The sequence below is a fragment of the Nonomuraea sp. NPDC049709 genome, assembly GCF_040674815.1.
In the GTDB taxonomy this organism is placed as follows: Bacteria; Actinomycetota; Actinomycetes; order Streptosporangiales; family Streptosporangiaceae; genus Nonomuraea.
Window position 1 is genome coordinate 33,038 of the sequence record NZ_JBFANM010000020.1, and the last position, 11,666, is coordinate 44,703.

13 protein-coding genes are annotated in these 11,666 nt (G+C 69.9%); 4 read left to right on the top strand and 9 right to left on the bottom strand.

Annotation, left to right across the window (positions count from 1 at the left end; all coding sequences use genetic code 11):
* Positions 1-178: 178 nt before the first annotated feature.
* Positions 179-1,285, top strand: a complete 1,107-nt coding sequence (locus tag AB0J69_RS21320) for a citrate synthase 2 (RefSeq protein WP_364119612.1) — start codon at positions 179-181, stop codon at positions 1,283-1,285.
* 216 nt (positions 1,286-1,501) lie between these two features.
* Positions 1,502-3,070 carry a heme peroxidase family protein gene (locus tag AB0J69_RS21325; RefSeq protein ID WP_364119615.1) on the top strand — a complete coding sequence of 523 codons (1,569 nt, stop codon included), beginning with the start codon at positions 1,502-1,504 and terminating at the stop codon, positions 3,068-3,070.
* Here the strand turns inward: AB0J69_RS21325 and AB0J69_RS21330 are convergent.
* A complete protein-coding gene (locus tag AB0J69_RS21330) occupies positions 3,030-3,902 on the bottom strand; it encodes a LuxR C-terminal-related transcriptional regulator (RefSeq protein ID WP_364119618.1) in 873 nt (290 codons plus the stop codon). The genes AB0J69_RS21325 and AB0J69_RS21330 overlap by 41 nt on opposite strands.
* Positions 3,903-4,081: 179 nt before the next feature.
* On the opposite strand from AB0J69_RS21330, the gene serC reads away from it, so the two are divergent.
* Complete coding sequence (serC, locus tag AB0J69_RS21335; RefSeq protein ID WP_364119621.1) at positions 4,082-5,191, top strand: phosphoserine transaminase; 1,110 nt, start codon at positions 4,082-4,084, stop codon at positions 5,189-5,191.
* Here serC and AB0J69_RS21340 read toward each other — a convergent pair.
* The gene (locus AB0J69_RS21340; RefSeq protein ID WP_364119624.1) at positions 5,188-5,556 is read right to left on the bottom strand and encodes a BlaI/MecI/CopY family transcriptional regulator; all 369 of its coding nucleotides are present in this window, start codon (positions 5,554-5,556) and stop codon (positions 5,188-5,190) included. The two genes, serC and AB0J69_RS21340, sit on opposite strands and share 4 nt — an antisense overlap.
* A 36-nt stretch (positions 5,557-5,592) precedes the next feature.
* Here AB0J69_RS21340 and AB0J69_RS21345 point away from each other — a divergent pair, with 36 nt between their 5' ends.
* A complete protein-coding gene (locus AB0J69_RS21345) occupies positions 5,593-6,174 on the top strand; it encodes a TIGR00645 family protein (protein WP_364119627.1) in 582 nt (193 codons plus the stop codon).
* Positions 6,175-6,230: 56 nt separating this feature from the next.
* On the opposite strand, the gene AB0J69_RS21350 is transcribed toward AB0J69_RS21345, so the two are convergent.
* The 7 genes from AB0J69_RS21350 to AB0J69_RS21380 all read right to left on the bottom strand — a co-directional run bounded on the left by AB0J69_RS21350 (position 6,231) and on the right by AB0J69_RS21380 (position 11,593).
* Positions 6,231-6,869 carry a rhomboid family intramembrane serine protease gene (locus AB0J69_RS21350; RefSeq protein ID WP_364119630.1) on the bottom strand — a complete coding sequence of 213 codons (639 nt, stop codon included), beginning with the start codon at positions 6,867-6,869 and terminating at the stop codon, positions 6,231-6,233.
* A gap of 108 nt (positions 6,870-6,977) precedes the next feature.
* Positions 6,978-7,754: a crotonase/enoyl-CoA hydratase family protein gene (locus AB0J69_RS21355; protein WP_364119633.1), complete on the bottom strand. Its 777-nt coding sequence runs from the start codon at positions 7,752-7,754 to the stop codon at positions 6,978-6,980.
* A gap of 6 nt (positions 7,755-7,760) precedes the next feature.
* Positions 7,761-8,534 carry an SDR family NAD(P)-dependent oxidoreductase gene (locus AB0J69_RS21360; RefSeq protein ID WP_364119636.1) on the bottom strand — a complete coding sequence of 258 codons (774 nt, stop codon included), beginning with the start codon at positions 8,532-8,534 and terminating at the stop codon, positions 7,761-7,763.
* A gap of 48 nt (positions 8,535-8,582) precedes the next feature.
* Entirely contained in the window at positions 8,583-8,921 is a 339-nt protein-coding gene (locus AB0J69_RS21365) for an STAS domain-containing protein (RefSeq protein ID WP_043624827.1), read from the bottom strand.
* Between the two features lie 180 nt (positions 8,922-9,101).
* On the bottom strand, positions 9,102-9,836 hold the full coding sequence (locus AB0J69_RS21370) for an ABC transporter ATP-binding protein (protein ID WP_364119639.1): 735 nt from the start codon (positions 9,834-9,836) through the stop codon (positions 9,102-9,104).
* Complete coding sequence (gene cbiQ / locus AB0J69_RS21375) at positions 9,833-10,588, bottom strand: cobalt ECF transporter T component CbiQ (RefSeq protein ID WP_364119642.1); 756 nt, start codon at positions 10,586-10,588, stop codon at positions 9,833-9,835. Before cbiQ ends, AB0J69_RS21370 begins: the two co-directional genes overlap by 4 nt.
* Before the next feature lie 3 nt (positions 10,589-10,591).
* The gene (locus AB0J69_RS21380; RefSeq protein WP_364119645.1) at positions 10,592-11,593 is read right to left on the bottom strand and encodes an energy-coupling factor ABC transporter permease; all 1,002 of its coding nucleotides are present in this window, start codon (positions 11,591-11,593) and stop codon (positions 10,592-10,594) included.
* Positions 11,594-11,666 lie beyond the last annotated feature (73 nt).

The following is an 11,666-nucleotide window of genomic DNA, read 5'->3' on the forward strand; positions in this document are numbered from 1 at the left end:
AGACGGTATTCTTGCGCGCTTGCGTGGTAGATCCCATGCACCGCTCCCCACCAGCGGGTTTGGCTCAACGGCGGGTCCCGAGACCGACCATGACCTGGGAGGGGGTTAAATTGACCCGCCGGTATCTCGACATCAAGGCATTGCCCAAACATGGCAACAGAAGGGGAGGCGGCCGAGTATGTCCGACTTCAAACCCGGGCTCGAAGGCGTTGTGGCTTTCGAAACCGAGATCGCGGAACCGGACAAAGAAGGGGGCGCCCTTCGATACCGGGGCGTCGACATCGAGGAGCTGGTCGGCCGAGTCCCGTTCGGGGCCGTGTGGGGCCTGCTGGTCGACAACACGTTCCAGCCGGGTCTGCCCCCGGCGGAGCCGTACCCCATTCCTGTCCATTCTGGTGACATCCGCGTAGACGTGCAGAGCGCGCTGGCCATGCTGGCTCCGGCCTACGGCTTCAAGCCCCTGCTCGACATCAGTGACCAAGAGGCCCGCGACCAGCTCGCCCGCGCCTCGGTGATGGCCCTCTCCTTCGTCGCGCAGTCCGCGCGCGGGCTCGGCCTGCCGATGGTGCCGCAGAGCCGGGTTGACGAGGCCAAGACCATCGTCGAACGCTTCATGATCCGCTGGCGCGGTGAGCCCGATCCCAAGCACGTCAAGGCCATCGACGCCTACTGGACCTCCGCGGCCGAGCACGGCATGAACGCCTCGACGTTCACCGCCCGCGTCATCGCCTCCACCGGCGCCGACGTGGCCGCCGCGCTCTCCGGCGCCGTCGGCGCCATGTCGGGCCCGCTGCACGGCGGCGCCCCGGCCCGCGTCCTGCACATGATCGAGGGCGTCGAGCAGCTCGGCGACGCCAAGAAGTACGTCCAGAGCGAGCTCGACAAGGGCAACCGGCTCATGGGCTTCGGCCACCGCGTCTACCGCGCCGAGGACCCGCGCGCCCGCGTGCTCCGGCGGACCGCCAAGGAGCTCGACGCGCCTCGCTACGAGGTCGCGGCGGCGCTGGAGCAGGCCGCGCTGGAGGAGCTGCACGCGCGCAAGCCCGACCGGGTGCTGGCCACCAACGTCGAGTACTGGGCGGCCGTCGTCCTGGACTTCGCCGAGGTTCCCTCCCACATGTTCACCTCGATGTTCACCTGCGCCCGCACGGCCGGCTGGGCCGCGCACGTCCTGGAGCAGAAGCGCACGGGCCGGCTCGTCCGCCCGAGCGCCAACTACACCGGCCCCGCCTCGCGCCCGCTCAGCGAGGTGCCGGGCGCCGACGAGGTCGTCGGCAACTACTGATCCACTGATTCGCCCGCCACGGCTACCGCGCGGCCACCCGGCCCCGCGGTAGCCGTTTCGCTTTCCCGGGCTGAAAAGCACTAGGGGAAAGTGGTTCCTTGACCGCCTCCGGTCAAGGGCACAGCCTGACGGCAGGCACCCCCCAGCCCTCCCACCAGCAGGCACGTCGGCGTTCGCCTGCCTTCCGCCGGTGGGAGGTCAGTAAGGAGGCACGTCATGACGAAGCCCCTGTCCGGGCCCTCCTCCGGCGTGACCAGACGCGGCTTCCTCGCGGGTGTGGGAGCCGGGGCCGCCGCCCTGACGCTCACCCCCGCCGAAGCCCTCGCCAAGGTCGTCACGGTACGCGCGGGTGGCCTGGCCACCTCCCCCGACAGGTTCGGACGGGTCTTCAACCTGGCCCCGTTCGCCGACTTCAACGCACCCAGCCTGAGGTCGGCGCTGATGGAGATGGGCCGCCCCGGCGGCCTGGTCGACGCCAGGGACCCGCTGCAGGAGGGGCCGGTCCGGCTGATCACCAACCCCGAGCTCAGCCCGAACAACATCGACAACGCCGCGCACACCGCGGGCGTGACGTTCTTCGGCCAGTTCGTCGACCACGACATGACCTTCGACGAGTCCTCGCCCCTGGGCGTCCCCACCGCGCCGGAGCAGTCGCCCAACACCAGGACGCCGGCCTTCGACCTCGACAGCGTCTACGGCCGCGGCCCGGCCGCTGACCCGCAGTTCTACGACCCCGCCGACACCGCCAAGTTCCGCCTGGAGAGCGGCGGCCGGTTCGAGGACGTGCCGCGCAGGTCGAACCGTACGGCGATCATCGCCGACCCGCGCAACGACGAGAACCTCATCATCAGCGGCATGCACGCCGCCTTCCTGCGCTTCCACAACCGGGTGGTCGACCACCTGCGCGCCTCGGGCCAGCAGGGCAACGTGTTCGAGTCCGCCAGGCAGCAGGTCAGGTGGCACTACCAGTGGCTGGTGCTCAGGGAGTTCCTACCGCTGATCATCGGCCAGAACGCGGTCAACGACATCCTCACCAACGGCCGGCGCTTCTACCGGCCGGCCGCCGGCCGGCAGTTCATGCCCGTCGAGTTCCAGGGCGCGGCCTACCGGTTCGGGCACAGCATGGTCAGGCCGTCCTACCGCGCCAACCTCGCGGGCAACCCCGACGGCACGCCGTTCTTCGGGTTCATCTTCGACCCCGCCGGACAGGGGCAGAGCGACCCCGTGGACCTGCGCGGCGGGGCCAGGGCGCCCAGGCGCTTCATCGGCTGGCAGACGTTCTTCGACTTCGGCGACGGCGAGGTGCGGCCGAACAAGCGCATCGACACCAAGCTGTCCACGCCGCTGTTCAACCTGCCGCTGAGCGCGATCCCGTCCGCCGACCCGCCGACGTCGCTCGCGCAGCGCAACCTCCTGCGGCACATCACCTGGTCGATGCCCTCCGGGCAGAACGTCGCCCGCGCCGTCGGCGTACCGGCCCTCGAGGCCCAGCACTTCCCCGAGCTGCAGGCGATCGGGCACGGCCTGCCCTCCAGCACCCCGCTCTGGTACTACGTGCTCAAGGAGGCCGAGGTCCTGGCCGGCGGCGCCCGGATGGCCGGGGTGGGCGCGCGGATCGTGGGCGAGGTCTTCATCGGGCTGCTGCAGCTCGACCCGAGCTCCTTCCTCGCCGCCAACCCGTCCTGGCGGCCCACGCTGCCGCGCCGCTCGGGCGGGACCGGCGACTTCCGGATGGTGGACCTGCTCACGTTCGCCCGGGTGGATCCGGCGAGCCGGGGCCAGTGACCTCCGGGACCGCCGCCACCAGGCCGGCGCGATAGGCGTTGGTCAGCGCCTCCGACCGGTTGCGCGCGCCGAGCTTCCTGAACAGGCGCGCCCGGGTGCTCTCCACGGTCTTGCTCGCGATGCCGAGCAGGCGGGCGGTCTGCCTGATGGTGTGGCCGCGGGCGATCGAGGCCAGGACCTCGCGCTCGCGGCCGGTGAGCCTCGGTACGGGGCTCAGCCACCGGCACATGCCCGCCCCCACCACCAGGTACTCCCTGGCCACCAGCTCCAGCACCGCGCACAGGAGCTCGGGCACGTCGCGGAGCCACAACACGGCGTACGCGCCGCGCCCGACGGCGTCCGTCACCATGGCCGGCTCGGGCGGCATGGTGGGCACGGCGACCGCACGGGCGCCGAGGCCGGCGGGCAGCGCCCAGTCCGCCGGCACGGGGTCCACGAGCACCGCGGTGAACCGGGCCCCGAGCCAGCCCTGCTCCTCCTCGTCGTACGGCAGCGCGTCCCGCACGGCCGCCAGCGCCCGCCCGGCCCCGAGCAGCGCCCGCGTCACCATCTCCACGGCCAGCAGGCACCTGGCGTGCACGACCACCAGCTCCCGCCCGCGGACGAGCTCCGCGGGCGACGCCTGGCCGGGCGGCCCGATCAGCCCGAGCCCCCGGAGCACCGCCTGCCCCTGCCCGACGACGCCGAGCTTGCGGTAGATGCGCCGCCGGTGGTTCTCCACCGCGCAGCGGGAGACGCTCAGGAGGTCCGCGATCTCCTGAGCACTGTGGCCTGAACCGGTCAGGGAGAGGATCTCCAGCTCTCTGGCGGTGAGGACGTCAGTGTCATCCATGTCCATCACGGCCCATCACGCCTCGGGCGACTTGTCAGGAAAGTGAGACTCCCTGAGCGGTTAGTCAAGTCGCCGGCCATGCCCGGCCCGCTGACCTGGCATCGTTTGCGAAACTTTCACGGGTCTCATAATCCGGACCGGGTTCAAGCCATTCCACGCAGGTCGGTAGGCTCCGTTACGTGGCTGACATCGTTATTCCCGCTGACATCAAGCCCGCCGACGGCCGATTCGGCTGCGGGCCCTCGAAGGTTCGCACCGAGCAGCTGGCCGCTCTCGCCGCCTCCGGCGCGAGCCTGATGGGCACCTCCCATCGCCAGAAGCCGGTCAAGAACCTGGTCGGCCGCGTGCGATCCGGCCTGGCCGACCTGTTCTCGCTGCCGGAGGGCTACCAGGTCGTGCTGGGCAACGGCGGCACCACCGCGTTCTGGGACATCGCCGCCTTCGGGCTGATCCGCGAGAAGTCCCAGCACCTGTCGTTCGGCGAGTTCTCCTCGAAGTTCGCCACGGTCACCAAGAAGGCTCCCTGGCTGGCCGAGCCGAGCGTGATCAAGGCCGAGGTCGGCACCCACCCGGCCGCGGTCGCCGAGGACGGCGTGGACGCCTACGCGCTCACCCACAACGAGACCTCGACCGGCGTGGCCATGCCGATCACCCGCGTGGGCGGCGACGACGCGCTGGTGCTGGTCGACGCCACCTCCGGCGCCGGCGGCCTGCCCGTCGACCTCGCCGAGACCGACGTCTACTACTTCGCGCCGCAGAAGAGCTTCGCCTCCGACGGCGGCCTGTGGATCGCGATCATGTCACCGCGCGCCCTGGCCAGGGTCGAGGAGATCGCCGCGAGCGGCCGCTACGTGCCGGAGTTCTTCAGCCTGCCGGTCGCGATCGACAACTCCGGCAAGGACCAGACCTACAACACCCCGGCCGTGGCCACGCTGTTCCTGCTGGCCGACCAGCTCGACTGGATGAACGGCAACGGCGGCCTGGCCTGGACCACCGCCCGCACGGCCGACTCCAGCTCGCGCCTCTACACGTGGGCGGAGAAGACCTCCTACACCACGCCGTTCGCCGCGCCCGAGTTCCGCTCGCAGGTGGTCGGCACGATCGACTTCTCCGACGAAGTCGACGCCGCGGCCGTGGCCAAGGCGCTGCGCGCCAACGGCATCGTCGACACCGAGCCCTACCGCAAGCTGGGCCGCAACCAGCTGCGCATCGCGATGTTCCCGGCCATCGACCCGGCCGACATCGAGGCGCTGACGGTCTGCGTCGACTACGTGGTCGAGCGCCTCTAGTCCGCCTTCCGGCCCGTTCTGCGGGCCAGCTCGTCGAGGAGCGCGAGCGCGTCCGCCTCCTCGACGCTCCGCGCGAACCTGGCCAGCACCGGCAACCTGTCGGTGCTGGCCTCCAGTGCTTCCAGCATGAGCGCGGCGACGTGCTCGTCCCTCGACCGCACCGCCGCGTAGCGGAAGGCGTTGCGGTACGGCGTCCGTACGAGCAGGCCCTTCTTCACCAGCCGCTCGGCCACGGTCTGGACCGTGGTGTAGGCGAGCTCACGCTCCTCGTTGAGCTTGACCAGGAGCTCCCTGACGCGCATCGGCTTCCCGGCATCCCACAGCGCGTTCATGACGGCGTGTTCCAGGGATCCGAGGTTCGCCAACTCACATCCCTCCGGCTCGACGAGTAGGAAACATTCTTGCCCGATAAGTTGCGATTCGGCCAGGGGACCGCACGGCCGAAGAGCCTCGGTTATCTGATGTTCGCCAGCCGCTGGCTCCAGGTCCCGCTCTATCTGGGCCTCATCGTGGCCCAGGCCGTCTACGTCTGGCAGTTCGCGTTAGAGCTCTGGCACCTGATCGAGACGGTCTTCCTGCACCAGCCGAGCGCGCAGGCCGCGCCCTCCCCCGAGGTCGTGGTCATGCTCACGGTCCTGGCGCTCATCGACGTGGTGATGATCTCCAACCTGCTGATCATGGTGATCATCGGGGGCTATGAGACGTTCGTCTCGCGTATCGACCTCAACGACCACCCGGACGAGCCGGAGTGGCTCTCCCACGTCAACGCGAACGTCCTGAAGGTCAAGCTGGCCACGGCGATCATCGGGATCTCGTCGGTGCATCTGCTGCAGACGTTCATCCGCGCGCAGACGACGCCCAACGACAAGATCATGTGGCAGACGCTCATCCACCTGGCGTTCGTGGCCTCGGCCGTGGGCCTGGCCTACATCGACCGCCTGCTGTCCGCCTCACCGGCCGAGCACACCCGGCCGCACCTGTAGGTCCCCCGTTCCCCGCCGCGCTCCGGCGGGGACTTCGGGAAGGGAACGGCCCGCGGTCAGTAGGGGTAGGCGGTCCTCGACGAGGGCAGCTCGCGCTTGCGGCGCAGCAGCCAGGCGGACACCACGCCACCGATGAGGCCGAACAGGTGTCCCTGCCAGGAGATGCCCTGCTGGTTCGGCAGCAGGCCCGCCAGGATCCCCCAGTAGGCCACGCCCACGCCGATGCCGATCGCGATGTCGAGCAGGCTGCGGTCGAACAGGCCGCGGGCCAGGATGTAGCCGAAGTAGCCGAACACCAGGCCGCTCGCCCCGACCGTGTAGACGCCCGGGCTGGTCGCCCACGTGCCGAGGCCACCGATGAGGATGATCAGCACGCTGGCCCACAGGAACTTGCGCACGTCGCGCAGCCCGGCCAGGAAACCCAGGATCAGCAGCGGCACCGAGTTGGCCATGAGGTGCCCGAAGCCGCCGTGCAGGAACGGCGCGAAGATGATGCCGATCAGGCCGTCGGGATCCCAGCCGACGATGCCGAACTGGTAGTCGAGCGCACCGTTGAGGAAGAAGTCGACACCCTCGACGACCCACATCACGGCGAGCATGCCGACCACGATGATGAGCGCGCTGAGCGCACCGGAGAGCAGGGCTCCGGCGCCGCGCTTGGCAGACTCGAACCTGGAACCCGAATAGTCGCTCATGCGCTCTCCCGGTAGTTCGTCTCCTCTTTCTTTACCGTAACCAGGAAGAGCTATGCGCGCGCTAAAGAGTCCCCTCCCGTTTCCTGGGGGAAGACGGGAGGGGGCCGGTCATTCGCCCTTCCACCGGGGCGCGCGCTTCTCGGCGAAAGCCGCGGCGCCCTCCATGGCGTCCTTCGAGCCGAAGACCGGGTTGATGATCGCGGCCTGCTTCTTGAACATCTCCTCCAGCGACCAGTCCTGCGACTCGACGACCACTCTCTTGGTCGCGACGAGCGCCAGCGGGGCGTTGGCGGCGATCTTGCGGGCCAGCTCCAGCGCGCCTTCGAGCGCGGCGCCGGGCTCGGTGATCCGGTTGACCAGGCCGAGCTCGTACAGGCGGGAGGCCGGGTAGTGGTCACCGGTCAGGGCCATCTCCATGGCCACGTGGTACGGGATCCGCCGCGGCAGCCGCATGATGCCGCCCGCCCCCGCCACCAGCCCGCGCTTGGGCTCCGGCAGCCCGAACGTGGACTCTGCCGACGCCACGATCACGTCGCAGGCCAGAGCCAGCTCGAACCCGCCCGCCAGCGCGTATCCCTCCACGGCGGCCACCAGCGGCTTCTTCGGCGGCGCCTCGGTCAGCCCGCCGAAGCCGCGGCCCTCGACCACCGGGAAGTCGCCTGTCAGGAACCCCTTGAGGTCCATCCCCGCGCTGAACGTGCCGCCCGCGCCGGTCAGGACGTAAGCGGAAATGTCGGGGCGGGCGTCCAGCGTGTCCAGCGCCTCGACGATCCCCCTCGCCACCGCCCCGTTGACGGCGTTGCGCGCCTTGGGGCGGTTGATGGTGAGGATCGCGACCCTGCCCGATCCTTCGCCGGACTCTTCGACGAGCACTTCGTCAGACACTGGACCTCACTTGGGCTGGAAACGGATGCCGCCGTCGAAGCGGATGACCTCGGCGTTCATGTAGTCGTTCTCGACCAGCGACCTGACCAGGTGCGCGAACTCGTCGGCCCGTCCCATGCGCTTGGGGAAGACCACCGGCGCGATCAGCTTGGCCTTGAACTCGTCGGCGTTGGCCGAGAAGCCGTAGATCGGGGTGTCGATGATGCCGGGGCAGATCGTGTTCACGCGTACGCCGATCGCCGCCAGGTCGCGCGCCGCGGGCACCGTCATGCCCACGATGCCGCCCTTGGAGGCCGAGTACGCGAGCTGCCCCGTCTGTCCTTCCAGCGCCGCCACGGAGGCCGTGTTGATCACCACGCCGCGCTGGCCGTCGGCGTCGGCCGGCTCGGTCTTGGCGATGGCCGCCGCGGCGATGCGCATGAGGTTGAACGTGCCGATCAGGTTGACCTCGATGACCTTGCGGTAGGAGGCCGGGTTGTGCGGGTTGCCGTCGCGGTTGACCGTGCGCTCGGCCCAGCCGATGCCGGCGCTGTTCACGACCACCCGCAGCGGCTTGCCGGTGGCGACGGCGGCGTCCACGGCCGCCTGCACCTGCTCGTCGTCCGACACGTCGGTCCTGGCGAAGACCCCGCCGAGCTCGTCGGCCACGGCCTTGCCGCGCTCCTCGTTGAGGTCCGCCACGACCACGGTGGCGCCGGCGCGGGCCAGCTCGCGGGCCGTGGCCTCGCCGAGGCCGCTGGCGCCGCCGGAAATGATTGCTGCAGATCCGTTCACGTCCATAGACCGGACCCTAACCCGCAGACCGAATGAAGTTCTACTCGGGGGTGGTTAAATCTCACCCACGGCGGTGTCCACGTCGGAGTACACCTTGATGCGCCGGTCCAGCCCCGTCGTGCGGAGGATGCGGGCCACGGGCGCCTGGGGCGCCGCCAGCGACACGCCTCCGCCCTCTCCCGTCGCCAGCCGCCAGGCCTCGATCAGCACCGACAGGCCGCTGGAGTCCATGAACGACAGCTGCTGCAGATCGAGCACGAGCCTGGCGCCGTCCTGCTTGATGGCGTCACGCACCTCGTCGCGCAGGAACGGTGCGGTGAACAGGTCAAGCTCACCCTCGACGGCCACCACCACGGCATCGCCCAGGGCGTGTCGCGCAAGCCGCAGCTTCATTGGCCCCTCCTCGATGAGCCACTGTACTTCGACATCCCCGGATAGCGGGCATGCACAAACTACGAAAAGTCGGATGCAGGAGGACAAGGCGGGCGTAAACGCGTACCAAACGCCCCGTCAAGAACCATGCTCCGGGTTTCTACCCATCTCAGCACCCGATGCCTCCGCACCGGGGCCACCTCACCCAGCCGGGATCGCGAAGCCGTACGGGAGCTCCAGGCGATGCCTGCCCAGCAGCTCCGCGTCAGCCAGCAGGTCGCGCGTGGGCCCGTCCGCGGCGATCACGCCGTCGGAGAGGATGAGCGCGCGTTCGCACAGCTCCAGCGCGTACGGGAGGTCGTGCGTGACCATGAGCACCGTCACGTCCAGGGAGCGCAGGATCTCCGCCAGCTCCCTGCGCGCGGCCGGGTCGAGGTTGGACGAGGGCTCGTCGAGCACCAGGATCTCGGGGGCCATCGCCAGCACCGTCGCCACCGCCACCCTGCGGCGCTGCCCGAACGACAGGTGGTGCGGCGGCCGGTCGGCGGCCTCCAGCATGCCCACCCGCTCCAGCGCGTCCTTGACCACCCGGTCCAGGTCCTCGCCCCGCAGGCCGGCGTTGGCCGGGCCGAAGGCGACGTCGTCGCGCACCGTGGGCATGAAGAGCTGGTCGTCGGGGTCCTGGAAGACCAGGCCGACACGCTGCCTGATCTCCTTGAGCGTGTCCTTGCGCACCGGCGTGCCTGCCACGGTGACACTCCCGTGCCCGGCGGTGAGTATGCCGTTGAGATGCATGACGAGCGTGGTCTTGCCGGCGCCGTTCGGGCCGAGCAGGGCCACGCGCTCGCCGCGGGCGATCGACAGGTCCACGCCGAACAGCGCCTGCGTGCCGTCGGGGTAGGCGTACGCGAGCTGCCGGACTTCGAGAGAGTTCACCACGTCAGTCCCAATACTGCGAGGGCGATGGCGGGCAGGGCGAGAGCGATGCCCCATTGGCGTACAGACGCCGAAAGATCTTGAATTATCGGCATTTGGCCCGAGTATCCCCGGCTGAGCATCGCGAGGTGCACCCGCTCGCCCCGCTCGTACGACCGGATGAACAGCGCCCCGGCCGACCGGGCGATCACCCCAATGTGCCGGAAATTTCGTGCTTCGAACCCGCGAGACTCCCGGGCCACCCGCATCCGCCGCATCTCATCCATGATCACGTCCATGTACCTGAGCATGAACATGGCGATCTGCACCAGCAGGCTCGGCAGCCGCAGCCGCTGGGCCCCGATGAGGATCGTGCGCGGCTCCGTGGTGGCCGCCAGGAGGATGGAGGCGATCACCCCGAGCGTGGCCTTGGCCAGGATGTTCCAGGCCGCCCAGAGGCCGGGCACGCTCAGCGAGAGCCCCAGCACCGTGGTCCGCTCCCCCAGGCCGATGACCGGGATGAGGAAGGCGAACAGCACGAAGGGCACCTCGATCACCATCCGCCGCAGCACGTACGTCACCGGCACCCGGGCCGCCACCGCGACACCGGCGAGCAGGACGGCGTACGCGGCGAAGGCCCAGAACCGCTCGCGCGGCGTGGCCACCACCACGAGGGCGAAAGCGAAGATCGCCAGCAGCTTGCACTGCGGCGGCAATCGGTGCACGACCGAGTCGCCCGGCAGGTAGAGCTGGTGATGGTGCCCAGCGCCCACGTATCACACCTTGATCTTGTTACGGTTTCGCGCGGCATAGGCCACGGCACCGGCGATGAGCAGCACGAGGCCGACGCCGATGATGCCGGCCACGCCGACGGGGATCCCGCCCACCTCACCGTAGTCGGCCAGCGCCCACCCCCCGAACAGGTGGTCCCCCGCCTGGTCGATGAAGCCCTTGTTCTCGGCGACCGCCTCCAGCCCGTCGGGAGAGGAGGAGGCGAAGAAGGACACGAGCCCGGCCAGCACCAGCGTCACGCCGACGCCGCCGAGCAGGAACGGCTTGAGCGCGCCCCGGGCCGCGACCGGCTCGGGGGCGGGAGCGGTCGTGGTCTCGCCCTCGGCCCCGCGCAGCACCAGCGGCCTGGTCAGACCGCGGGCGCCGTACACGAGGTCGGGCCGCACGGCCAGCACCGCGCCGACGGTCATCGCGGTGATGAGGGCCTCGCCGATGCCGATCAGCAGGTGCACGCCGCCCATCGCGGCCGCCACCGCGCCGACCTCGATCGGCGCGGTCCCGCCGATCCAGAACAGCAGCGTGAAGACCAGCGCGGAGGCGGGCACCGAGACCAGCGCCGCCAGGAACGCCGCCACTACGACCTTCCCCCGGGCCAGCGCCCTGACCAGCCGGAAGACGCCCCAGCCGACGAGCACGGTGACGATGCCCATGATCGTGATGTTGACGCCGAGCGCGGTCAGCCCGCCGTCGGCGAAGAACACGCCCTGCACCAGCAGGACCACGGCCATGCACAGCACCCCTGTGTACGGCCCGACGAGTATCGCCGCCAGCGCGCCGCCCAGCAGGTGACCGCTGGTGCCGGCGGCGACGGGGAAGTTGAGCATCTGCACGGCGAAGATGAAGGCCGCGACCAGCCCGGCCATCGGCGCGGTGCGGTCGTCGAGCTCGCGTCGCGCGCCGCGCAGGCAGACCGCGACGCCCGCGGCCGCCACGGCTCCGGCCGATATGGATGTCGCCGCATTGAAGAAACCATCGGGTACGTGCACGGCGTGCCTCCAGAAGAGGTAGAACAAACGGTCCTACTTTAGGACATCGTCTTGCACCTGCATATAGATGGCA